The sequence below is a fragment of the Pseudomonas sp. NDM genome (assembly GCF_003105095.1).
Classification (GTDB): Bacteria; Pseudomonadota; Gammaproteobacteria; order Pseudomonadales; family Pseudomonadaceae; genus Aquipseudomonas; species Aquipseudomonas moraviensis_A.
Genome location: NZ_QETJ01000002.1, coordinates 97,499 through 121,268 on the forward strand (window position 1 = coordinate 97,499; position 23,770 = coordinate 121,268).

General features: G+C 60.6%; 20 protein-coding genes. 8 read left to right on the plus strand and 12 right to left on the minus strand.

Features of this window, described 5'->3' with window-relative positions; genetic code table 11:
- Positions 1-7: 7 nt before the first annotated feature.
- Both DCO47_RS00925 and DCO47_RS00930 read right to left on the minus strand, forming a co-directional pair.
- Positions 8-844, minus strand: a complete 837-nt coding sequence (locus DCO47_RS00925; protein WP_064365163.1) for an amino acid ABC transporter permease — start codon at positions 842-844, stop codon at positions 8-10.
- On the minus strand, positions 841-1,641 hold the full coding sequence (locus DCO47_RS00930) for an ABC transporter substrate-binding protein (RefSeq protein WP_116657236.1): 801 nt from the start codon (positions 1,639-1,641) through the stop codon (positions 841-843). Before DCO47_RS00930 ends, DCO47_RS00925 begins: the two co-directional genes overlap by 4 nt.
- Positions 1,642-1,772: 131 nt before the next feature.
- Between DCO47_RS00930 and DCO47_RS00935 the strand changes: the two genes are divergently transcribed.
- Entirely contained in the window at positions 1,773-2,675 is a 903-nt protein-coding gene (locus DCO47_RS00935; RefSeq protein ID WP_065616396.1) for a homocysteine S-methyltransferase family protein, read from the plus strand.
- A 121-nt stretch (positions 2,676-2,796) separates the two neighbouring features.
- Here the strand turns inward: DCO47_RS00935 and DCO47_RS00940 are convergent, their stop codons facing one another.
- Genes DCO47_RS00940 through DCO47_RS00950 form a run of 3 tightly spaced genes read right to left on the minus strand, consistent with a single transcriptional unit; the run spans position 2,797 to position 4,561 of the window.
- The gene (locus tag DCO47_RS00940) at positions 2,797-3,468 is read right to left on the minus strand and encodes a GNAT family N-acetyltransferase (protein ID WP_116657237.1); all 672 of its coding nucleotides are present in this window, start codon (positions 3,466-3,468) and stop codon (positions 2,797-2,799) included.
- A gap of 12 nt (positions 3,469-3,480) precedes the next feature.
- Positions 3,481-3,927: a GNAT family N-acetyltransferase gene (locus DCO47_RS00945; RefSeq protein WP_116657238.1), complete on the minus strand. Its 447-nt coding sequence runs from the start codon at positions 3,925-3,927 to the stop codon at positions 3,481-3,483.
- Between the two features lie 10 nt (positions 3,928-3,937).
- Entirely contained in the window at positions 3,938-4,561 is a 624-nt protein-coding gene (locus DCO47_RS00950; RefSeq protein ID WP_116657239.1) for an FMN-binding negative transcriptional regulator, read from the minus strand.
- A gap of 92 nt (positions 4,562-4,653) precedes the next feature.
- Between DCO47_RS00950 and DCO47_RS00955 the strand changes: the two genes are divergently transcribed.
- Complete coding sequence (locus DCO47_RS00955; RefSeq protein WP_116657240.1) at positions 4,654-6,207, plus strand: PLP-dependent aminotransferase family protein; 1,554 nt, start codon at positions 4,654-4,656, stop codon at positions 6,205-6,207.
- Here the strand turns inward: DCO47_RS00955 and DCO47_RS00960 are convergent.
- The 4 genes from DCO47_RS00960 to DCO47_RS00975 form a co-directional block, all read right to left on the minus strand.
- Positions 6,164-10,768: a dermonecrotic toxin domain-containing protein gene (locus DCO47_RS00960; RefSeq protein WP_116657241.1), complete on the minus strand. Its 4,605-nt coding sequence runs from the start codon at positions 10,766-10,768 to the stop codon at positions 6,164-6,166. The two genes, DCO47_RS00955 and DCO47_RS00960, sit on opposite strands and share 44 nt — an antisense overlap.
- A gap of 139 nt (positions 10,769-10,907) precedes the next feature.
- Entirely contained in the window at positions 10,908-12,002 is a 1,095-nt protein-coding gene (locus DCO47_RS00965; RefSeq protein ID WP_064365155.1) for a polyamine ABC transporter substrate-binding protein, read from the minus strand.
- A complete protein-coding gene (locus DCO47_RS00970; protein WP_116657242.1) occupies positions 11,999-13,024 on the minus strand; it encodes a histone deacetylase family protein in 1,026 nt (341 codons plus the stop codon). The genes DCO47_RS00965 and DCO47_RS00970 overlap by 4 nt, the downstream gene beginning before the upstream one ends.
- A 256-nt stretch (positions 13,025-13,280) precedes the next feature.
- Complete coding sequence (locus tag DCO47_RS00975; protein ID WP_083353848.1) at positions 13,281-14,276, minus strand: AraC family transcriptional regulator; 996 nt, start codon at positions 14,274-14,276, stop codon at positions 13,281-13,283.
- A 405-nt stretch (positions 14,277-14,681) separates the two neighbouring features.
- Here DCO47_RS00975 and DCO47_RS00980 point away from each other — a divergent pair, with 405 nt between their 5' ends.
- On the plus strand, positions 14,682-15,113 hold the full coding sequence (locus DCO47_RS00980) for a hypothetical protein (RefSeq protein WP_116657243.1): 432 nt from the start codon (positions 14,682-14,684) through the stop codon (positions 15,111-15,113).
- A 72-nt stretch (positions 15,114-15,185) separates the two neighbouring features.
- Here the strand turns inward: DCO47_RS00980 and DCO47_RS00985 are convergent, their stop codons facing one another.
- From DCO47_RS00985 to aspA, 3 genes are all read right to left on the minus strand, one after another.
- Positions 15,186-16,190 carry an asparaginase gene (locus DCO47_RS00985; RefSeq protein ID WP_116657244.1) on the minus strand — a complete coding sequence of 335 codons (1,005 nt, stop codon included), beginning with the start codon at positions 16,188-16,190 and terminating at the stop codon, positions 15,186-15,188.
- A gap of 170 nt (positions 16,191-16,360) precedes the next feature.
- The gene (locus DCO47_RS00990) at positions 16,361-17,809 is read right to left on the minus strand and encodes a sodium:alanine symporter family protein (protein WP_116657245.1); all 1,449 of its coding nucleotides are present in this window, start codon (positions 17,807-17,809) and stop codon (positions 16,361-16,363) included.
- Between the two features lie 498 nt (positions 17,810-18,307).
- Positions 18,308-19,732 carry an aspartate ammonia-lyase gene (gene aspA, locus DCO47_RS00995; RefSeq protein ID WP_016772472.1) on the minus strand — a complete coding sequence of 475 codons (1,425 nt, stop codon included), beginning with the start codon at positions 19,730-19,732 and terminating at the stop codon, positions 18,308-18,310.
- Between the two features lie 180 nt (positions 19,733-19,912).
- Between aspA and DCO47_RS01000 the strand changes: the two genes are divergently transcribed.
- The 5 genes from DCO47_RS01000 (at position 19,913) to DCO47_RS01020 (ending at position 23,723) form a co-directional block, all read left to right on the plus strand.
- Entirely contained in the window at positions 19,913-20,821 is a 909-nt protein-coding gene (locus DCO47_RS01000) for a LysR substrate-binding domain-containing protein (RefSeq protein ID WP_016772473.1), read from the plus strand.
- 330 nt (positions 20,822-21,151) lie between these two features.
- Positions 21,152-21,643, plus strand: coding sequence for a 5-(carboxyamino)imidazole ribonucleotide mutase (purE, locus tag DCO47_RS01005; protein WP_007920220.1), 492 nt, complete (start codon positions 21,152-21,154; stop codon positions 21,641-21,643).
- A 10-nt stretch (positions 21,644-21,653) separates the two neighbouring features.
- Positions 21,654-22,736 (plus strand): 5-(carboxyamino)imidazole ribonucleotide synthase, encoded by a 1,083-nt coding sequence (locus DCO47_RS01010; RefSeq protein WP_064365150.1) that lies wholly within the window; start codon positions 21,654-21,656, stop codon positions 22,734-22,736.
- Between the two features lie 112 nt (positions 22,737-22,848).
- Positions 22,849-23,094 carry a GlsB/YeaQ/YmgE family stress response membrane protein gene (locus tag DCO47_RS01015; RefSeq protein WP_016772475.1) on the plus strand — a complete coding sequence of 82 codons (246 nt, stop codon included), beginning with the start codon at positions 22,849-22,851 and terminating at the stop codon, positions 23,092-23,094.
- Positions 23,095-23,186: 92 nt separating this feature from the next.
- The gene (locus tag DCO47_RS01020; RefSeq protein WP_065616388.1) at positions 23,187-23,723 is read left to right on the plus strand and encodes a DUF3299 domain-containing protein; all 537 of its coding nucleotides are present in this window, start codon (positions 23,187-23,189) and stop codon (positions 23,721-23,723) included.
- Positions 23,724-23,770 lie beyond the last annotated feature (47 nt).

Sequence of the window (23,770 nt, forward strand, 5' to 3'; positions counted from 1 at the left end):
CGACTGTTTAACCACGCCGCAAATACGCCTTGCCGTAATGCCGCTCCATCCTTGCCTGAATCAGCTCCAGCCCGATCGACATCAGCCAGTAGATGATCGCCGCCGTGGTGAGCATTTCAATGTAGCGATAGCTTGAGCGGCCGTAGGACTGGGCGAGAAACATCACTTCCCAGACGCCCATCACCGAGATCAGCGACGAGTCCTTGAGCATCGAGATGAACTGATTGGTGGTCGGCGGGATGATCGTGCGCATGGCCTGGGGCAGGGTGATGCGCCAGAAGATCACGCTTTCGCGCAGGCCCAGCGCCAGGGATGCTTCGCGTTGGCCGTGATCGACGCCGAGGATGCCAGCGCGGAAGATTTCGCTCAGATAGGCGCCGTAGTTCAGCGACAGGGCAATGATGCCGGCGACGATGGCGCCGGGGACGATGCCCAGTTGCGGCAGGCCGAGGTAGATCAGCAGGATCTGGATCAGCAACGGCGTGCCACGGAAGAACGAGGTGTAGAAACTGGCAATGCCAAACGCCACGGCGCTGTTGGACAGGCGCGCCAGCGCGGTGATGAAACCGAGCAGCGACGAGGCGATGATCGAGCAGGCGCAGAGGAACAGCGTCAGCGCTGCGCCCTGCAGGAAGCCGTTCGGCGCCAGCTTCAGGCCAACGAGGTTGGGCAGCTTGTCGAGGATGATCGCGAACTTCAGGTCGAAGCTGAGGAAAAATCCGGCAAACAGACAGAACAGCGCAGCCCACGTCAGGTACAGGCGCGTACGGAACCCGAAAAGCTTTTGCAGGCGGGTTTCAGCCACCGGTTGCGGTGGCTGTGGCGGGGTTGGAAAAGAGCTCATTGGCTGATGTCGGCGCCGATCCATTTCTGCGACAGCTTGCTCAGGGTGCCGTCCTGTTTCAGCTGGGCGAACACCTCGCGCACCCTGGCGTCCCACTGCGGGTCACCCTTTTCGATGGCCACCGAGTTTGGCTCCGAGTACAGCGGTTCGCCGGCCAGTTTGAAGCGCTGGTCCTGGTTCAAGCGCGGTTGTGCGGTGACCAGATTGGTGAGGATCGCATCCAGGCGCACGCCGGCGCCGAGACCCAGATCCTGAAAGGCGACGTTGTCGGTGTCGTACGGAGCGATCTGCACATCCTCGAACGGATACTGCAGCTGTGTATCCTCGGCGCCTTCGATGACCAGATTCTTGTTCAGATAACTTTCATAGCTGGAGGCGCTGGTCAGGCCGACTTTCTTGCCGCTCAGGTCCTTGGCGCTGTGGATCCGCTCATCCTTGGCGTTGACCACAATCACCGCTGGCGACGCGTAGTACTCGACCGGGAAGTCGAACACTTCGGCGCGGGCCTTGCTCGGCGTCATCGAGCAGATGCAAATGTCGTAGCGCCCGCTCCAGCGGCCGGCGGCGATGACGTCCCAGGACGGCGTTTCCAGACGAAGTCTGACGCCGAGCTTATCCGCCACCGCTTTGGCAACGTCGACATCGAAACCGTCGAGTTGATTCTGTTCATTGAGGAACGAGAAGGGCGGATAACTCTCCATCAGCACGCCAACCAGTTCTTTTTTCTGCTCGACACGGTCCAGCGTCGCGCCGCCGAAGGCTTGGGTGGAGGCCAGAACGGTCAGGCCCAGGGCCAATAGCGGTTGGAATTTCCCAGTCGCTTCCTGTTGAAAAAAGAGGTTGTTATTAACCGAGTGGTGCGTATTAAATAGTTATAAGAACGGCTCCGATAGTGAGTTATTTTCATAAGCATATGAGTGAAACGCATATGAGCGCAGCAGGAACGGTCATTCTCGATGGCGGCATGGGCCGTGAGTTGCAACGCGCCGGTGCGCCATTTCGCCAGCCCGAGTGGTCGGCACTGGCGCTGAGCGAAGCGCCGCTAGCGGTCGAGGCGGTGCATGCCGCTTACATCAATAGCGGCGCCAATGTGATCACCAGCAACAGTTACGCAGTGGTACCGTTTCACATTGGTGAAGAGCGCTTTGCCGCTGAAGGTCAGGCGCTTGCAGCACTGGCGGGGGAAGTGGCGCAGCGCGCGGTGCAGGCTTCAGGTAGATCCGTACGCGTTGCCGGCTCATTGCCGCCGCTGTTCGGCTCGTACCGTCCGGATCTGTTCGAGGCTGCTCGCGTGACCGAACTGTTGACGCCTTTGGTTAACGGTCTGGCCCCATATGTCGACCTGTGGCTGGCAGAAACGCAAAGCTCGATCGTCGAGGCGCGCGCCATTCACGCCGGGCTGCCGAAGGATGGCAAACCGTTCTGGCTGTCATTCACCCTCAAGGATGAAGACACCGATGAAGTGCCGCGCCTGCGCTCCGGTGAGCCCGTTGCCGAAGCGGCTGCGGTGGCGGCTGAGCTCGGCGTTGAAACGTTGCTGTTCAACTGCAGCCAGCCTGAAGTGATTGGCGCGGCCATCGACGCGGCGCGCGCAACGTTCGAGCGTCTCGGCGTGAACATCAACATCGGCGCGTACGCCAATGCGTTTCCTCCGCAACCGAAGGAAGCCACGGCCAACGACGGACTCGACCCGCTGCGTGACGATCTTGATCCGCCGGGGTATCTGCACTGGGCGCTGGACTGGCAACAGCGCGGCGCCACTCACTTGGGCGGCTGCTGCGGGATCGGGCCGGAGCATATTGCGGTGCTGGCGCAGGAACTGCGTCGATAAGCCTGACCCCGCCAATTGTGGGAGCGAGCCTGCTCGCGAAAGCGGTCAGTCAGTCAACATTCGCAGTGACTGACATACCGCCTTCGCGGACAGGCTCGCTCCCACAGGGTATTTGTGAAATTCAGTTACGGCACTCGGCCAAGCCTTTCACTTGGCCACCCGGCGTCTGGTTTTCATCGCTCAACCAGCGCTCGAACCCGGCACCAATCGCCGGCCATTCCGCATCCAGAATCGAATACCACGCGGTATCGCGGTTCTGTCCCTTGACCACCATGTGCTGGCGGAACACTCCTTCGAAGCTGAAGCCCAGACGCTCGGCCGCGTATTTGGAGCGGGCGTTGCCGTTGTTGCACTTCCATTCCAGGCGCCGGTAACCCAGCTCGAACGAGTACTTGGCCAGCAGGTACACCGCCTCGGTGCTTTTCGGCGAGCGCTGCATGGGTGCGCCGAAGGTGACGTGACCGATTTCAATACGACCTTGGGCCGGGACGATCGACATCAGGCTGAGGATGCCCTGGACCTGATCAGTCGCGCGGTCGATGACGCTGAAGAAATACGGGTCGCTGTTGGCCGCATGGTTGTTCAACCAGTCGTTGAACGCGCTGCGCTCGCGAAACGGCCCGTAAGGCAGATAATCCCAGAGTTTCGGATCGGCGCCCGGCCCTTCGAGGGCAGCGAAGAGTTGCTCGCCATGCCGCTCCGGGTCGAGTTTCTCCAGACGAATGAAGCGGCCGTCGAGCAGGGTGGCGGAGGGGGCGGGGACGCCTTTCCAGTCAGCGAGTGAAGCGGTCATGTGCGCGTCTCCTTAAAGGGCTTGGCGAAACTGAATGAGGCCTGGGCGTTCGGCGATGCGCTCGTAAAGCTGGATCGCGGTGGCGTTGGTTTCGTGGGTCAGCCAGTGGACTTTGCAGCAGCCATCAGCCTTGGCGGTAGCGTAGACATGTTCGATCAACAGGCGACCGACACCCGTGCCCCGCGACTCCGGCACGACCAACAGATCCTGCAGGTAGCAGGAGTTTTCGATGCTCCAGTTCGAGCGATGATAGATGTAATGCACCATGCCCAACGCTTTGCCATCAGCCCAGGCGATGGCCGCGTGGGTCGGTTCGTTCGGGTCGAGAAAGCGCTGCCAGGTGCTTTGGGTCACGGTGTCCGGTAGCTCGGTGTTGTAAAAGCGCAGGTAGGCCTGCCACAGCGGTAGCCAGGCGGCGTGGTCATTGGCGCTGACCGGGCGAATGTCGATCTGGGTCATGCGGGTTTCCTTAGCGCATCAAGCGGGCGAGGGTCTGGTCGTTGGCGTCGGGGCTGGCGGCGAGGCCTTCGCGCACCCCGGCAATGTCTTCGGCGCTGCGGTTCTGGCTGAGCTTGCGTTTGCCTTCGAGGCCATCGATGGGAATGGCAAAACCGACAATGGCCTTGAGCATGCCGTCGATGTAATCGGCCGGCGCATCTTCCACCGACCAAGGCTGGGCGCGGCCCGCTTCGTGACGGTCGGTCAGGGTGCTGACGATGTCGAGCAGCCGCCCGCCATCGCTGAAGGTCTCGGCATGACCGTAGGCGTGTACGGCGATGTAGTTCCAGGTCGGCACGACTTTGCCGTGTTCGGCTTTGCTCGGATAGAAGCTCGGGCTGACGTAGGCGTCTGGGCCAGCGAAGATCAGCATCGCTTCGGCGCCGTCGCGCAGGTCTTTCCACTGCGGGTTGGCTTTGGCCAGATGACCGTAGAGCGTGCCGTATTCGCCCTGTTCGCGATGCAGCAGCACTGGCACATGGCTGGCTTGCAGTCCGCTCTCACCGTGGCTGACCAGAATGGCCAGGCGAGTGGCAAGGATCAGTTCGTGCAGTTGGGACAAGTCTTCGATGGCAAAGGCGCGTGGTGTGTACATGGACAGATTTTCCTTGGCGAATGCCTGCATCCTAGGCAGGCTATTGGTCTGTTGTAAGAGCCATTGCCGAGCCATTTCATAGGTCCATTGCCATGTCTGATCTGCCACCGCTGTCGATGCCGTTCAATCCGGCCGGAATCGCGCTTGATCGCCGTCAGGGCTTGAGTCGCCAGCTCTATCAGGCCCTGCGTCTGCGGGTACTCGACGGACGTCTGGTCAGTGGCACGCGATTGCCGGCCAGCCGCGACCTGGCCTCTGCTCTGGGAATATCCCGCAACAGCGTGGTGCGCGCCTACGATCAGTTGTATGCCGAGGGCTTTATCGAAGGACGCGTGGGCGACGGTACCTATGTCGCGCAATTGGCTCAGGGTTCCACCTTGAAGAAAAAACTATCCACAAATCCATCCACAGGCTTGTCAACAGGCTTACCCACAGCCTTATCCACAAATTGGCTGGATTTACCTGTGAATCCATCCAGCAAAGTTATCCACAGCGGTGGATTTTCCCGTATCGAAAAGCATCATTTGCCCCGACCACCGAGCGGTCCGCCGCGGGCTTTTCGGGTGGGCGTTCCAGCGTTCGATCTGTTCCCTTTCGAGGTGTGGGCCAAGCTGAATGCGGCTTTCTGGCGCAAACCGGATCTGCAGCAACTGTGTTATGGCGACCCGTCCGGTGATGCGCGGCTGCGCGCAATGATCGCTGCTTATCTGCGCAGCTCGCGGGGCATGCAGTGCTCGGCTGAGCAAATTGTGATCACCAGTGGCGCGCAGCAGGGCATAAGCCTTTGTGCACAGCTGCTGGTCGAGCCGGGCGACGGGGTGGCGATCGAGAATCCGGGCTATCGCGCCGCCGGGCATGCCTTCGCCGTAGCGGGGGCGAAGTTGCACGGCGTGGCGGTAGACGGCGAGGGCATCGATTGCAGCGCCATGGCTCAGCTCAGCGACTGCCGTGTGGCCTACGTCACGCCGTCTCATCAGTACCCCACCGGCGTGGTGATGAGTCTGGCCCGGCGTCTGGAGTTGCTCGCCTGGGCCGAGCGCGTCGGTGGCTGGATCGTCGAGGATGACTATGACGGCGAATATCGATACACCGGCGCGCCGCTGGCGCCGTTGGCCGCACTTGATCGTCAGGGTCGTGTGCTCTACGTCGGCACGTTCGGCAAAGTCGCCTTTCCGGCGTTGCGCCTCGGTTATCTGGTGCTGCCGCCAGCACTGGTCGAGGCGTTCTCGCAACGCCGTGCCGTCGACGTGCGGCATTCGGAAGTCAGCACCCAGGCGGTGATGGCCGAGTTCATGGCTGCCGGGCATTTTCAGCGGCATATCCGCCGGATGCGCCGGGCTGCGCTGAGCCGGCGCAATTGCTTGCTCGAAGGTTGGCCGACAGCAATCGCCGGTGTCGGTCAATTGCCCGCCGTGTCCGCCGGGCTGCACCTGACCGTCGCTGTGGACACCGTAGAGCGCGAGCAACAGTTGATCGCTCGGGCCGCGGATGTCGATGTCGAGATCAACGGCCTGAGCACTTACTGGTTGCCGGACTCAACCACACCCATGGCCCGGCGCGCCGGCCTGGTGCTGGGTTTTGCCGCGGTGCCGGAGGCTGCGATCACAGCGGCACTGGCGCGCTTGCGCCAGGCTTGGGGAGGTTGAAGAACAACGCCTCGGCCGAGCGACTGGAAATTTCGCTGCGATGGATTTCAATCAGTTGCTGGTTGCTTGGCTGGCTGGGCTCGTAGGCGCCGCCCATTCGCTGTTGGGCGACGGTTTTCATGTGCCCGCGAACGAACGATGGATCATGCGCCTCAGCGCTGCTGTAGTGAAAATGGGCATAGCACAGGACCTTGTCATTATGGGCATCACGAATCCGGTACTCGTCGAGGAAATCATGCTGACGGCGTCTGATCGGCCGCCGGGTCACGGTTTTGTCGATGGTTATTTCTCCCTTTTCCTTGAGCCATTGCATGCCCGCCGCCGTGGGTAATTGCTGTTTGACCAGGCGAATGCGCGTGCTGGTGCCTTTTTCTTCCAGGGTTTTCGCTGCTTTGTCGAGTGCGTGGCTGAGCGTTTCGGAGGGTTCATGCGGGCCCGCGGTGAGGTTCCTGGCGGTCAGTGCTTCGTCGATCGCCGCAATGGCCTTGCGCAAGAGTGCGGCATGCTGGTGGTATTCCTCCTCGACCTCCACCGGAATCCGCGCGCCGCGCTTGAGGCGCGCCTCGATGCGCCGATGAAATGCCGCCAGGCCATCGATCAGTGCCTGGCCCTCGCGAACACTGTTTTTCAAGTCGACGGGAGAGGTTGGCGCCGGCGCCGGCGGCGTACGCTGTTCGACCCAGACACCGGGCGACTCTTCGTGGAATGTGGCAATGACGCCCGTCAGATGGGTGCGCACTTCCATCGTTTCGGTAGCGTCATCGCCGACGCTTTTCTTGCGTTCGCCGACCACGGTGCCCCTTGATCGTGTGTGGATGATCTGTCGATTCGAGGCAGACGCGGATGGCGTTGACGGACCAGCCTGCGGCACCAGCAGATGCCGGTAGCGCAACAGGTCGGCGAGGCGATTGTCGGCGGCGGCCTTGAAGGCAATCACCCGCGCTTGTACATGTTTGAGTCGGTCTGTGTGGAGCTGGTCGGAATATTCGCTGGCCAGATCGCTGAAGCGTTTGTTCACTGAATCGAACTGCTGGGCAACGTTGCTCAAGGCATCGATGCGTCCACGCAAGTCGCCCAGGCTTTCATCGGCGCTCAAGTCCAGCGAGCTCTGGATATTCAGCGCAGCGTCTTCGATGAGATCGGCCAGTGCCTGTTGAGCGCTGGCATGGTCCGTGGTGTCGCCCGGCTTGATACATATTCTCTCGGCGAGGCTGATTTGCAGCACTTTGAGGTCGTTCAACCGGTAATCCGGCAAAGCGTCCCGATAGACACGCATGGCTTGCACGGCGTCTTTTCCCAACAGCTTCATTTCTTCGAAGCAGACGTGTGCCGCCTCGATTTTCTCGATGATGCTCTGAGTGGTGTCATTCAGGCTGACCGCCGCCTGGCTGAATGCTTCAGGCTCGACGGTGCGCCCATCCGCGATCATTGTCTGCATGGCCTCGACACTTTGTTGAAAGTGTGAGGAATGCTCGTTGAGCCACTCCTGGCCCAGAAACAATTGCATTTGCAGGCGCTCGGTCATGACGGTGCGGTAATTGGGAATGGTCTGATTGAGATTCAACTCTCTGATCTGCTGAATGTTCGCTGCGTACTCCTTGTACTGGGCGTCGAGTGTGGCGAGGTACTGAGTGCGCGCCTGTGACTGCGCCTGCGGCAAAGCATCGCTCAAGGCATCACGGTCCGCGTTCAGACGTAGCTCCTTGGCATGCATGGTGTCATCGAAGGCGGTGATTTTTTCGGTCAACGCTTTGGCGACGGTCTGCCTGCTGCCACGGGATTTTTGCAGTGCCGAGTCCAGCCCCCCGCCGCGCAGACGCAGGCGCATATCGATCACCCACTCGCCCCTGACGGAATAGGCCAGTGTCGGACCGAGGCGGCGTGGTTGCTGGCGCGAGTCGATAATCTGCACTTTATCGTGTTCGTTGCGCATCACCTCGAACCAGCGCTCGCCGACCTGCACGTACCAGGTGTCGCGGTGAGGGCGCAGGCCCCGGTGCGCGCCGTCGCTGGCGGCGGCGCCAAGATCTTTCGGTCGGTCGAGCTTGAAGCTGTCGAGAACCTTGGCCAGTGCCTGCGGCGAGCGTTTCAGTGCGGTGACGATATCGATGGTGGTCGCGTGTACGCCGGTCATTTCAGCGCCGATGACATCGGGCAATTGCAGCGCACTGGGCACTTTTACGGCCGGGTTGAGGGGCGTTGTTTGTTTTTCTGGCTGCGCCAACGATTCATGTGCTGGTGCCTCGCCGACTGCCGCGCGATGCGCAAGGACCATGCCCAGGGCCAGAAGGATGTCGGCAATTGCCGTCCACGCGATCTTGCCCGACTGCTGATTGGCAACGTCGGTGACTTCTTGCAGATCGTCCATGATTTGCCAGATCCACGCCGCCGTGCCGACGCTGCGCCCCAGAAACGGCAGAGCGGCATTGAACATCAGCCAGCCGCCCTGTTTCAGGGTGGCCCAGCGTGCCTCGGCGTTGGACACCGATTGCCGGTCGGCCTGGGTCAGCAGGGCCTGTACGTTGCGGTCATGAAGGGTCTCCAGCACGTCGCCGGTCAGCACTTGGGTACCCAGCGCGACGGGGCCCGACATGTCGAGTGCCGTCGTCGGATTGACCAGCATCTGTGGAATTGTCCACACCGACGGCAGCCTGGCGGTAAAGACAAACTGGCTGTAATTGAAACGTACGTCATCGGGCAACCACGCCAGCACCGAATCGCGTAAATGTCGCGAATGCTCGATCGCGTAGAGGAGGTTGGCGTGCCCGGGATATTGCATCAACGGCATCTCGAACAGTGGACGGTACAGCAGGCAGGGGCCCTTGTTCGCTTCGCGCGGGCCGATGACGTACATGTTGACGACGCTGTCGGCCACGGAACTGCTGCGGTGCGCGACAAAGGCCAGCGGGCGGATCACGATTTCCTCGCCATCGACGTAGCGCTCTGCGCCGGTCGTCGCCAGCGCCGCTGCCACGTAGCGATACCCCGACTCATCAAGGCCGCCCCGGCCCTGGATCTTGTGCTGCAACGCCAGCAATGGCAGCTCGATGCGTAACTGGCTCTTGTATAACTCTTTCAAGGCCGACGCCTGATCGGTGTCGTCTACCAGGCATGCCTTCAAGTGCGCTGGATAGGTCTTGCCGATATCCACCGTCCTGATCAGTTTTTCCAGGTAGGCCACGGTCATCCACGCAGGCACTGCGCTGGCGTTTTTATAGCTCACGGTCTTGTTGCCCAGTGGCAGTCCGGCGAGATTCTGCAGGGCAAGTTCCGGCAACGTCAGGGATTGGACGCTGGTGTTGCCGGGCAATACGAACGTGCCCCAGACCACCAGGCTGGTGATGGTGATCAGAATGTCATCGGGGTTGATGTCCTTGGCGCTCGGCTGGTCCTTCGCCATCTGTTGCATCAAGGCGTCGCGGGTGTACGCGCGCAGGTCGATGACCTCGCTCTGGAACGATTTGCCGTCGTGTTCATGCGCAAACGTGGTCAGGTCCAGCAGATGCCGGCTATAGCGTGCCTGATCGACGGGCAGCGCATCGTTCAGCCACTGCGGCAGCATCGGTCGCAGTCGCTCGAAATGGGTCTCAAGGCGCGGCGTCGGTTCAGCCGTTTTGCCCAGGGTTCCGGTGTGCGGATAGACGCGGTTGAGCGACCTTTCAGCAAAAAAATTGATCTCCCCCAAGGCGTCGGCCTCAAGCGAAATCAAGGTGCAGGCCTGATGATCGAAGAAATTGCCCTGCGGTTCGACTAGCCGCCACCTGAGGTGCGGATCTGCGCAAGTGGCACCGAAGCGTTGCTGCAGATCCTCGCCAAGCGCTTGCAGCGAGTCGAAGTGCTGGTAACCGCGAGTGACCGCGTGAGTGAGAATCACGCTACGTTCCGCAACCGTGCCAATGATCACCGCCATATCGAGCAAGGCCAGGTGGGCGGGCTGTGCGGTGTCTTGCCGGTCGAGGTCGATCAGGCAGGCCCGTGTGTCGTAGGTGTCAGCGCTCACGCGTTGTTGCCTGTCGGGCTGGCGGAACACCGCCTCGGCGACGGCGGTTTGAGCGGCATCCCAGCCATGGCTGGCATCGGCTCTCCATAAGTTGCGCAACGCTTGCGATAACTGCTGCCAGCGCGGCTGTCCCGGGTAGGTGAACTCATCCCAGTAGATGACGTGACGATCCTTGTAGGCGATGAACAACAGCGGTGCGAGCTCGTTGAGCAGCAGACCGATGGCCTCGATTTTCACCGGCAACTGCACGGGGGCCGGCCAGGCAGGATGCTGGGTCAGATAATGCTCGCCGTCCAGATAGGTCACGGTTTTGCCGGTCATGCCAAGGCGTACCAGCGCATCGGTCAGCGATTCAACGTTGGGCCGACCGGCGAAGACTTGATCGTCATCGATCTCCCAGGTCGGTTCTACGACCATGGCCAATTGCGGGTCGATCTCAAGGTTGGGGTACAGCGTCTTGAGTGCCGGGCCCAGCGTTTTCGTGGCGACTTCATGGAGTGAGGGGCCGGTGACCAGTTGGGTCACGATATCGACGGCACTGGGGGAGGGGAGTTCGGGCATCAGTGATTCCTGCTCTGTCGGGCGCCGAATGCCGGCGGTTCAGGGCAAGTTAAAAGGCGCCACGTTCGCGCGTGCGGTACATAGATCTGCCGGGCAAAAAAAAGACCCGCGTGCGCGGGTCGTGGAGGCGGTTCGGGGATCAGGTTCCGGATTTGATTTTGGTCCACGCCCGCGTTCGTGCGCGTTCGGCATCCCGAGGCAGCGGCTGCAAGGTGTAGAGCGTGCTCATCGCCGCATCGGTCGGGTACAGGTTCGGGTTGTTGCGAATGGCCGGATCGACCAGACCGGTGGCGTCCTTGTTCGGATTGGGATATCCGACAAAATCGCTGACCGGGGCGATCACCGCAGGTTGCAGCAGATAGTTGATGAAGGTGTAGGCGTCCTCGGTATTCTTCGCACCTTTGGGGATGGCGAGCATGTCGAACCAGATCGGCGCCCCTTCTTTTGGCAGGCGCATGTCCACCACCACACCGTTTTTCGCTTCTTTGGCGCGGTTGGCCGCTTGCGAGAAGCTGCCGGAATAACCGACGGCCACGCAGATGTCGCCGTTGGCGATGTCGGCCATGTATTTGGAGGAATGAAAGTAGGTCACGTAGGGGCGGATCTTCATCAGCAGCGCTTCGGCCTTGGCGTAATCCGCCGGTTTCTTGCTGTTGGGGTCCAGACCCAGGTGTTGCAGGGCCAGCGGCAGAATCTCCGACGGTGAATCGAGCAGGGCGACACCGCACTGCTTGAGCTTGCTGATGTTCTCTTCCTTGAAGATCAGGTCCCAACTGTCCACTGGCGCGTTATCGCCCAGCGCAGCCTTGATCCTGGCCGGATTGAAGCCGATCAGGATGGTGCCGTACATGTAAGGCACGGCGAATTTGTTTCCCGGATCATTGGCTTCGATCAGCTTCATCAGTTTCGGATCAAGGTGATTCCAGTTCGGCAGCTTGCTGCGATCCAGCGGCTGGAATACTCCGGCCTCGATCTGTTTGGCGAGGAAGACGTTGGACGGCACTACCACGTCGTAGCCGGAATTGCCGGTGAGCAACTTGGCCTCAAGGGCTTCGTTGGTGTCGAAGATGTCGTAGATCAGTTTGGTCTGGGTGTTCTGCGCCTTGAACTCGTCCAGCGCTTTGGGGGTGATGTAGTCGAACCAGTTGTAGACGCGCAGTGTGCGTTCTTCGGCGTGGGCGCCGGCGCTCAGCATGGCCGCGCACAGCGCCGAGGCGATCAGTCGCTTTTTCATTGTTCAAAACCTTCCAGCACGTTCACGGCGTTGATGCCGATCTCTTCAACGGCGTAGCCACCTTCCATGACGAACAGGGTCGGTTTGCCAAGGGCGGCAATGCGTTTGCCCATGGCCAGGTAATCCGGGCTGTCGAGTTTGAACTGCGAGATCGGGTCGTCCTTGAACGTGTCGACGCCGAGGGAGATGACGATGATGTCTGCGCCATAATTGTCGATTTCATCGCAGGCCCGATCCAGCGCCGCGCTCCACACGTCCCAGCCGGAACCGGCCGGCAGCGGATAATTGAAATTGAACCCTTCACCGGCACCTTCGCCGCGCTCGTCGTCGTAGCCGAGGAAGAACGGAAACTCCGCTTCCGGGTGGCCGTGGATCGAAGTGAACAGGACGTCGCTGCGCGCGTAGAAAATCGACTGGGTGCCGTTGCCGTGGTGGTAATCGACGTCGAGGATCGCGACTTTCCGGTGACCCTGATCGAGGAACGCTTGCGCGGCGATGGCGGCGTTGTTGAGGTAGCAATAACCGCCCATCAAATCGCTGGCAGCGTGATGACCCGGCGGACGGCACAGGGCGAAGGCCGCGCGGGCGCCACCCTGGATTTGCGCTTGCGCGGTCAGGGCCACCTGCGCTGCGCTGTAGGCCGCTTGCCAGGTGCCGGCGGTGATCGGTGCGCCACCGTCGAAGCTGTAATAACCGAGCTGGCCGTGCAGGCTGGTCGGTTTGATCGCACGCAGCGTGCGCGCCGGCCAGGTGTAGGGCAGCAGGTCGCCGTCGGTGTTGAACGCGGTCCAGCGATCCCACGCACCTTTGAAAAATTCCAGATAGTCACGGCTGTGAATGCGCGCGATCGGCTCCAGACCGAAATCCCTCGGCGCTTCGACGGCACCGAGATTCTGCTTCTGCACCCGTTGCAGTACGTGGTCGGCACGGGAGGGCATCTCGAAGCATGGCTTGAGCTGGCCATCGATGAGCTCACAGCGGCCATGGTGCAAGTGGTGATCGTCTGAGTAGATCGTCAGCATTTGTTGTTCTCCGCAGGGCTGATTCGGTGGTCTTCAGTGTTGCGGGGCGAGGTGAATCGGGGAACGTCGGGAGCGGCCAAAAGGGGATCGAAATGGCCAAAACCTCTGACCGCAATTCGCCCCTTGATAACGCTGGCTCAAGGGTGAAATACGAACCCTTGTAGGAGTGAGCCTGCTCGCGATAGCGGTCCGTCAGGCAAAGAATGTGTTGGATGATAAATGGCCATCGCGAGCAGGCTCACTCCTACAGGGAGGATCAATGCGGGCGGAACTGACTCGGCGCCACGCCGCTCCAGCGCACAAAGGCATGGCGGAAACTGGCGGTCTCACTGAAGCCCAGCGTCTCGGCGATCCGATAGATCGGCAACTGATCCTCACACAACATCTGTTTGGCCCGCTCGAAACGCAATTCATCGAGCAGTTCCTGATAGCTGCTGCCCATGTCTTTCAGATGTCGGCGCAGGGTGCGCGGTGAACACTTCATCTGCTGCGCGAGCCCTTCGAGTCCCGGCGCGGCATTCAATTGCGCGCTGAGCAGCTGACGAATCCGCCCCAGCCAGGCCTGACGTCCGGTGAACTCCAGATTCTGCTTGCGGCAACGTTCGGCCATGGCCTGATGGGTAATAGCGTCGGCCAGCGGCAACGGCTGATCCAGCCAGTGGCGGTCGAAGGCGAAGGCGTTGTCCTTGGCCGAGAACTGCAGCGGCGAGTTGAAAGGTTCAGCATAACTGTTGCGGTAATCGGGCGCGGCGTGCTCGAAACGCGTAGCGCGCAGTGGCAGCGCATGGCCGAGTAAGTCGTCGCAGATGACTTTCAGCGACACCAGACAAAATTCGGCATTGAACACCGCCATGGCCGGGCTCTCGCGATAGTCGGCGGCGACGAACCATACCTGCTCGCCATCGTCTTCCAGGCTCAGTTCGAACAGCGTTCCCAACAGCGCCGGATAACGGATCGCCAGGCGCAAAGCGTCACCGAAGGTGGCACAGGTCAGCAGGGCGTAACCGAGCATGCCGTAACAGGAGACGTGCATGCGCCGGCCCAGTTCGAGGCCGATGTCACGCTTGAGCGCGACCGCGTTGGTGCAGACCTGCATCTCCTGATGGGTGGTGATGCGCGTGTCGGCCCGCTGCAGATCCGCCGCAACGATGCCGCTGCCAGCCAGCAACGCCTCGCTCGACAGGCCTTCGGCCTTGAAGGTGTTGAGGATCAGCGAGACCGCGTTGAGGGTGGTGAGGTGGGAGTGGAGCATAAGAAGTTCCCCGATCATGGATGGGGATACACCAGCAATTTATGTGCCGCTCAAGATAATTTGTAATGTCGAGATTATATTGGAAGTTAAACTTCCAATCTCTGACGAGAGATTTGCAAGTTGCAAGTTATGTTTTTAAAGTTGCCTCTAAGCCGTTGAGTAATCAGAGCAGGACATGGCCCATGACAATTCTAAATATTAAGCTGCGCTTGGTCTACTGTCAGAAATCACAGGTTTTTGGCGAATTGTTAACCGTTTGTCGAATATTTTTATTTATAGGTATTTTTTTTGACAGCTACATAAGTCGGGTCTAGTTTGCCAGTGGATGTCGCTAATTGTTTAGTGGATGTTGCGAGTTTTTCAGTAAATATGAATTTTGACCAATGTGTCGATAAGGAGATTTAAATGAGCGGTTCACAAGCTAAAAAATATTCGCTGGAATTTTTCAAAGGCAGCAAGAAGGCGCTTCAAGGCCAGATTACTGTGGAGGTTGACGGTCACAAGCAAATGTTTCCGGTCATTCACGCCGAAGTTCGTGCTAATGAAATTGTTTTCGACTTCGATATGAGCGGCGGAGATCCGGGCCGCAATAATATTATCGGCGTGGTAATCGGCAAAGCTTATTTGAATACGAAAGTGGAGTTTGTAGGGCACGGCGACCCTGTTTATTTGTTATTTCAGGATTCTGTGCAAGAGTGGGTGGCGACAAAGGGCTGGATTCGAGTGGAGTGGCAAGAGGGCAGTAAAAAGATAGCTGGGTTGCTGGATGATGTTCAAGGCGATAGAGACGGTAACTCCATACTCACCGGCGGAAAATTCGAAGTTACTTTAGATTAATTGTTTAAACCTTCCTGCATCAATTTTGCAGGAAGGTTTATTTATGATGAAAAGTGTATTGGACAGCGCTGGTCAGACCAGCTCTCCACACAGATCCAGCTCAACCAGTTGAAGAACTTCCTGTGTGTTAAGCCCTGCGCCAAGCAGACCATGCAACTTGCCGAACGCCGCTTCGCGGGTCATACCCCCACCGGACAACACGCCCACGCTTCGCAAGCGGCTGCCCGCTTCGTACACATCAAGCTCAACGCCACCTTCATGACACTGCGTGACTGCAACCACGACTACGCCGTTATCCCGCGCGCGGCCAAGGCTGGCGAGGAATTGCGGGTTGTCGCTCGGCCCTGTGCCGCTGCCGTAGCACTCCAGCACCAGACCTTGAATGCCGCTGTCGAGCAGGCCGTCGAGCACCTCGGCGCTGATGCCCGGGAACAGTGGCAACACCGCCACCTTGGCCAGTTGCTTCGGCTGGTTGTAGTTCAACGACGCTGGAATCGAAGGCGCTTTCAGGCCACCGCCCTGACGCTCAAGTCGTTTGAACGGATGACGGCCAAAACTGCGCACTTTCGCGCAACGGGTCGGAGCCAGCAGTTCGCCGTGGAAGTACAGATGCACGCCGGGCGCCAGGCCTTGGCCGAGGGCAACCAGCGCGCCGCCGAGGTTTTCCCAGGCATCGCTGTCGGTCACGCCTGCCGGCAGCATCGAACCGGTGAAGCACACGCGGGCGTGCAGACCGAGCAATTGAAAACTCATCGCCGCTGCGCTGTACGCCAGCGTGTCGGTGCCGTGCAGGATCAGCACGCTGTCGCAGCCTTTTACGTCAACGGCATCGACCACCGCTTCGCGCAGTTGCTGCCAGTAGGCCGGGGTCATGTTGGCGCTGTCGATCAGCGGCGACATCTCGCGAAATTGCCACTGCGGCACCACCAGCTCAGGCTGGCTGTGCAGGTAGTCACGCATCCGCGCTTCGAAACCGGACGCCGGGGCCAGGCCGTTGGCGCTGGCCTGCATGCCGATGGTGCCACCGGTGTAGAGCACCATGACGTGTTGGGCGGCGGGATAGGAATGGGCAATCATCTGAGGTCTCCACAAGAGATGACATTGTAGGAGTGAGCCTGCTCGCGATAGCAGTCTTTCAGCCAACATAAATGTTGAATGATCAATCGCTATCGCGAGCAGGCTCACTCCTACAAGTTATTGCATCACAATAACTGACGGGCGCAGCGGATGCGCCCGTCATTCACCTGTCAGCGTTGCGCTGCAGGTACGCCTTGCGGCGCAGTTTCAGTCTGGCCCGCAGCGGCTGGCGGGTTGACTGGCCAAGCGTTGCGATCCAGATCCAGATCGGCAAATTTGCTGGAGTCAAATACTGGCTGTTTGACGCCGGCGCGGCGCTGTTCGTCGTAGTCGCGCATCACGCGCAGGCCGACCTTGAACAGCATGGCCAGGGCCACCAGGTTGACGAAGGCCAGGCAGGTCATAGTGATGTCGGCGAAGGCGAACACGGTCGACAGGTCCTGCATCGAACCCCAGACCACCAGCGCCAGCACCAGGCCACGGAACAGCATCAGCAGGGCGCGGTTGCGGCTGAGGAACTGCAGGCTGTTTTCGCCCAGGTAGTAGTTGTAGAGGATGCAAGTGAAGACAAACAGCGACAGCGCGACGCTGACGAACATGCGACCCCAGTCACCGACTACGGCAGCCAGCGAGTTCTGGGTCAGGACGATGCCGTCACCTTCGAAGCCCGGCGTATAGAAGCCCGACAGCAGGATCAGCAGTGCGGTGCAGGTGCAGATCACGAAGGTATCGAGGAACACGCTGAAAGCCTGAACCACGCCCTGTGCACCCGGGTGCTTTACGGCGGCCACAGCGGCGACGTTCGGCGCACTGCCCAGACCCGCTTCGTTGGCGAACACGCCACGCTTCACGCCCATGACGATGGCACTGCCGAGCAGGCCCCCAAAGGCCGGATCGAGACCGAAGGCGCTCTTGAAGATGGTTTCCAGCATGGCCGGCACGTGTTCGATCTGCGTGCCGATCACGTACAGGGTCACGCCGATATAGGCCAGGGTCTTGATCGGGACCAGCAGGTCGGAGACCGAAGCGATGCGCTTGATCCCGCCGATGAAAGTGATGGCTAGCAGCACCGCGAGGACGATACCGGTGTGGCGCGGGTCGAAGTCAAAGGCGTTCTGCAGCGAGTGGGTCACGGTGTAGGACTGCAGGCCGATGAAGGCGAAACCGTAGGTGACCAGCAGCAGAACGGAGAACACTATCGCCATGCCTTTGAGCTTGAGCCCGTGCTGGATGTAGTAGGCCGGGCCGCCACGGTACAGGCCGTCGCCATCGGCGCGCTTGTAGACCTGGGCCAGGGTGCACTCGAAGAAGCTGCTGGACATGCCGACCAGTGCGGTCACCCACATCCAGAACACCGCACCCGGACCACCGAGGGTCACGGCGATGCCGACGCCGGCGATGTTGCCTGCACCGACGCGGCCGGCGAGGCTGAGCATCAAGGCCTGGAACGAGCTGAGTTGCCCGGCGCTGCCTTTGAGGCTGTCGCGGAACACCGCGAACATGTGGAAGAAGTGGCGCAGTTGAACGAAACGCGAGCGAATCGTGAAGTAGCTACCGAGCCCGACAATGAGCACGATCAGTACTTTCCCTGAGAGGAAGTCGTTGATGACTTCGAGCATGGATTTTTCCTCGCTGTTTTTTGTGGGTGCAAATGCTGGATCGGAGAAACATCGTGTTACACCGGTCTGCGCGCGGCACGACGGGTGAGGCGAAGGTTTCGTCCCGGATCCATATCGCGGGTTTTGTTATTAGTTCGGGTTTCGCATGGGTTATGGCCTCGTTACCGACGACCGCTCACGCGAAGAGGGGCGGCACTATACCGATCAGTGGCGCGCCCGTCTGCACGGTAGTGGTGCAAGCGACGAAACGAAGCGTTGAAACACCCGGCGTTACCGGCGCCGGGCTTTTGTAGGAGTGAGCCTGCTCGCGATGCAGGCGCTGCGGTTCTAATGGCACACCGCGTCATCGTTCATCGCGAGCAGGCTCACTCCCACAGAAGACGTTTGTCCTTCAAACAGTTAAAAAAAAGGGCTCGGGGACAAAATCCCCAAGCCCTCAAAAGGTGAGAGGTGTCTAGTCCCTCGACCTGGTGAGCGGTGCTGCAAGTTTGCGTCGGCTCAGGCTTTGAGCGGAACCAGACGCGGAGCGATCATGTTTTCCGGGCGCAGGATGTCGGCGAGCATGGCTTCGTCGAGCAGACCTTCTTCGCGCACCAGTTCCAGCACGCCACGGCCGCTTTCAAGGGCGATACGGGCGATGCGGGTGGCGTTCTTGTAGCCGATGTACGGGTTCAGTGCGGTGACCAGACCGATCGAGTGCTCGACCAGTTCACGGCAGCGCGCTTCGTTGGCGGTGATGCCGACGATGCAGTGCTCGCGCAGCATGTCCATGGCGCGTTGCAGGAGGCGGATCGAGTCGAGGATCTTGAAGGCGATCAGCGGCTCCATCACGTTCAGCTGCAACTGGCCGCCTTCGGCCGCCATGGTCAGCGCCAGATCGTTACCGATGACCTGGAACGCCACCTGGTTCACGGCCTCCGGGATCACCGGGTTGACCTTGCCGGGCATGATCGAGCTGCCTGGCTGACGCGCCGGCAGGTTGATTTCATTGATGCCGGTGCGTGGGCCGCTGGACAACAGGCGCAGGTCGTTGCAGATCTTCGACAGCTTGACCGCAGTGCGCTTGAGCATGCCGGAGAACAGCACGAACGCGCCCATGTCGGAGGTTGCTTCGATCAGGTCGGCGGCCGGTACCAGCGGTTGACCGCTGATCAGTGCCAGACGCTGTACCGCCAGTGCCTGGTAACGCGGGTCGGCGTTGATGCCGGTGCCGATCGCGGTGCCGCCCAGGTTGACCTCGGTCAGCAGTTCCGGGGCCAGCGTCTTCAGGCGGGCGAGGTCTTCGCCCATGGTGGTGGCGAACGCGCGGAATTCCTGGCCGAGGGTCATCGGCACGGCGTCTTGTAGCTGGGTACGGCCCATTTTCAGGACGTGATCGAACTCTTTGCCCTTGGCCGCGAAGGCTTGGATCAGGCTGTCGAGACTGGCCAGCAGCGCGTCGTGACCCAACAGCAGACCCAGACGGATCGCCGTCGGGTAGGCGTCGTTAGTCGACTGCGCCATGTTCACGTCATCGTTCGGGTGCAGGTACTGGTATTCGCCTTTCTCGTGGCCCATCGCTTCCAGAGCAATGTTGGCGATCACTTCGTTGGCGTTCATGTTGGTGGACGTGCCGGCGCCACCCTGAATCATGTCGACCACGAACTCTTCGTGGTAATCGCCGCGGATCAATCGGGCACAGGCTTCGCTGATGGCTGCGTGCTTGGCTTCGCTCAGGTGACCCAGTTCACGGTTGGCATCAGCGGCGGCCTGTTTGACCATCGCCAGGCCCACAACCAGTTTCGGGTAATGCGAAATCGGAACGCCCGAGAGGCGGAAGTTGTTCACCGCTCGCAGGGTCTGGATGCCGTAATACGCATGGGCCGGTACTTCGAGGGCGCCAAGCAGGTCGGTTTCTGTGCGGAAAGATGCAGCGGAGGACATGATAGAAATCATCTCGATAAGGACCCGGTCTGTGCCGGAACGCTGCGAATGCTAGGCTTGTGGGGATTTTTGGGCCAATGCTGTTCAGCACTGCCCTATGCACATTCGGCATAATGCCCATGTGACGCCGTCTGTGCGGCAGACGTGTGACCTGTTTTGGTGCGTGTCCGGGAGGACGTGATGAATCTGGAAAGCAAATGGCTCGAGGACTTCAGTGCCCTGGCCGCTACCCGCAGCTTCTCGCAGGCGGCCGAACGGCGCTTCGTGACCCAGCCGGCGTTCAGTCGGCGGATTCGCAGCCTCGAAGCCGCATTGGGGCTGACCCTGGTCAATCGTTCGCGCACGCCGGTCGAACTGACGGCGGCGGGGCAGTTGTTTCTGGTGACCGCGCGCACCGTGGTCGAACAGCTCGGTGAAGTGCTGCGCCACCTGCATCATCTGGAAGGCGGGCAGGGCGAGGTGATGCAAGTCGCAGCGGCGCACTCGCTGGCCCTGGGCTTTTTTCCGCGCTGGATCGCCCAGTTGCGCAACGAAGGGCTGAACATTGCCACGCGGCTGGTGGCGACCAACGTTGGCGACGCCGTGCATGCGCTGCGCGAAGGTGGCTGCGATCTGATGCTGGCGTTCTACGACCCGGATTCGGCGATGCAGATGGACCCGGAAATCTTCCCCTCGCTGCACTTGGGCCAGACCGAGATGCTGCCGGTGTGCGCGGCGGATCTGGATGGCAAGCCATTGTTCGATCTGGAAGGTGAGGCGAGCGTGCCGTTGCTGGCTTACAGCGCCGGGGCGTTTCTCGGCCGTTCGGTCAACGGCCTGCTACGCCAGCGCCAGCTGCGCTTCACCACGATCTACGAAACCGCCATGGCCGACAGCCTGAAGAGCATGGCGCTCGAAGGCCTGGGTATCGCCTGGGTGCCGCAACTGAGCGTACGCGCCGAACTGGCGCGCGGCGAACTGGTGGTCTGTGGCGGCCCGCAATGGCATGTGCCGCTGGAGATCCGCCTGTACCGCTGCGCCCTGGTGCGCAAGGCCAACGTGCGGTTGCTGTGGCGCAAGCTTGAAGGCGGCGCTGCACAAGCTTCCTGACCCTACGCGGACCCTTTGTAGGAGTGAGCCTGCTCGCGATAGCGTCTGCACATTCAACGATGATGTGACTGACACACCGCCATCGCGAGCAGGCTCACTCCTACAGGGATTTGTGGTGTTGCGGCGCTGACCTTCAGGTCAATAAAACCGGGCCTTTCGCTCATTTGACAGATGGTCGTTTCGGGGGCTGTTTATTGCTTTCTTTGCGGTATACTGCGCGGCCTTCGGCCGGCACGTCCGGCCATTTTTCGCACAATCAAGCCACGCAACCTGCGTGGCTTGTTGTTTTATGACGCGCCTGCGGGCGCTCCAGAGAGAAGAGGCGCGACGATGAGTGCACTGGTTGGCGTGATCATGGGCTCCAAGTCCGATTGGTCCACCCTTAGCCACACCGCCGATATGCTGGAAAAGCTCGGCATCCCGTACGAGGTCAAGGTGGTCTCCGCCCACCGCACCCCGGATCTGCTGTTCCAGTACGCCGAAGAGGCTGAAAGCCGCGGCATCGAGGTGATCATCGCCGGTGCCGGTGGCGCAGCCCACCTGCCAGGCATGTGTGCGGCCAAGACCCACCTGCCGGTGCTGGGCGTGCCGGTGCAGTCGGCCATGCTCTCGGGCGTCGATTCGCTGCTGTCGATCGTGCAGATGCCCGCCGGCATTCCGGTCGCCACCCTGGCCATCGGCAAGGCCGGCGCGATCAACGCCGCGCTCCTCTCGGCGAGCATCCTCGGCGCCAAGCACCCGCAGTTCCACGCGGTACTGAAAACCTTCCGTGCCGAGCAGACAGACAGCGTCCTGGACAATCCAGACCCACGTATTGCCTGAGGTTGTTGAGATGAAGATCGGTGTAATCGGTGGCGGCCAATTGGGTCGCATGTTGGCTCTGGCGGGCACTCCGCTGGGGATGAACTTCGCTTTTCTCGACCCTGCGCCGGACGCCTGTGCGGCCGCACTGGGCGAACACCTGCGGGCCGATTACGGCGATCAGGATCATCTGCGCCAACTGGCCGATGAAGTCGATCTGGTGACCTTCGAATTCGAAAGTGTCCCGGCCGAAACCGTGGCGTTTCTCTCGCAATTCGTGCCGGTGTATCCGAGCGCCGAAGCCCTGCGCATCGCCCGCGATCGCTGGTTCGAAAAGAGCATGTTCAAGGACCTCGGCATTCCGACCCCGGCCTTCGCCGACATCCAGTCGCAAGCCGATCTGGAAGCCGCCGTCGCTTCCATCGGTCTGCCGGCCGTGCTGAAAACCCGCACCCTGGGTTACGACGGCAAGGGCCAGAAAGTCCTGCGCAAGCCGGAAGACGTGGCGGGTACTTTCGCCGAACTGGGCAGCGTTGCCTGCCTGCTGGAAGGCTTCGTGCCGTTCACCGGCGAAGTGTCGCTGATCGCCGTGCGTGCTCGCGATGGTGAAACGAAGTTCTATCCACTGGTGCACAACACCCACGACAGCGGCATCCTCAAGCTGTCCGTCGCCAGCACCGATCACCCGTTGCAGACACTGGCGGAAGATTATTCCAGCCGTGTGCTCAAGCACCTCGACTACGTCGGCGTGATGGCTTTCGAATTCTTTGAAGTCGACGGTGGCCTGAAAGCCAACGAAATCGCCCCGCGCGTGCACAACTCCGGGCACTGGACCACCGAAGGCGCCGAGTGCAGCCAGTTCGAAAACCACCTGCGCGCCGTGGCCGGCCTGCCACTGGGTTCGACCGCCAAGGTCGGCGAGAGCGCGATGCTCAACTTCATCGGCGTGGTACCGCCGGTTGAGAAAGTCATCGCCATCGAAGACTGCCATCTGCATCACTACGGCAAGGCCTTCAAGGCCGGACGCAAGGTCGGCCACGCCAACCTGCGTTGCGCCGACATGGCCACGCTACAGGCGCAGATCATCAAGGTCGAAGCGCTGATCGCCGAGTAAAAACGGTTTCATGTGGCAGCGGCGGAACCATTCAAGGGCCGCCGTTCTCTCATGGCAGGATGCCAAAGTCTGTCTAGGCTTTCGCATATCTACCAAATCAGAGGGAAATGCCATGGGAATTATCGGAACCATCTTTATCGGCTTGATCGTCGGCCTGCTGGCTCGGTTCCTGAAACCGGGCGATGACAGCATGGGCTGGATCATGACCATCCTGCTCGGTATCGGCGGTTCGCTGGCAGCCACCTACGGCGGCCAGGCTCTGGGCATCTATCAGGCGGGCGAGGGCGCGGGTTTCCTCGGCGCACTGGTCGGCGCTGTCGTGTTGCTGGTGATCTACGGTCTGATCAAAAAGAACTGATCGAAAGCGACAAAGCACTCTCGGCCATCGCGGCCGGGAGGGCTAGAATGCGCGGCGACTCACCGTTCATCCCTTGCCTGCCGAGCACCTTCATGCGCCGTCTTCTGTTGACTCTCCTTTTGCTGGGCAGCTATCTCGCCCACGCCGGCGAACTGCCGGAAACCGACTGGCTGGAACTGATGCCCAAGTCGGACCAGAAGGCCCTCGAGGCCATGCCTGAAATCGACCACAACTCCCCCGAGGCCACTGGCACCTTCACCGAGAAGGGCGGTATGAAGCAGGCCAAAGGTCTGCCGGCGGTGATGTATTCGACGAAGACCGTGGCGTCGATGAACGACAAGCACATCCGCCTCGGTGGCTACCCGGTGCCGCTGGAATCCGATGCCAAGGGCCGCAGCACGTTGTTCTTCCTCGTGCCGTATCCGGGCGCGTGCATCCATGTGCCGCCACCGCCGCCGAATCAACTGGTGCTGGTGCGTTATCCGAAAGGCTTGAAGCTGGACGACATCTATACACCGCTCTGGGTGACCGGCACGCTGAAAATCGAAAAGGTCAGTAATGACCTGGCGGATGCGGCCTATGCGCTGGAAGCGGATAAGGTGCGGGTGGTGCAGGAGGCTGACCTTTAAAGCAAAAGATCGCAGCCTTCGGCAGCTCCTACATGGGATTGATGTAC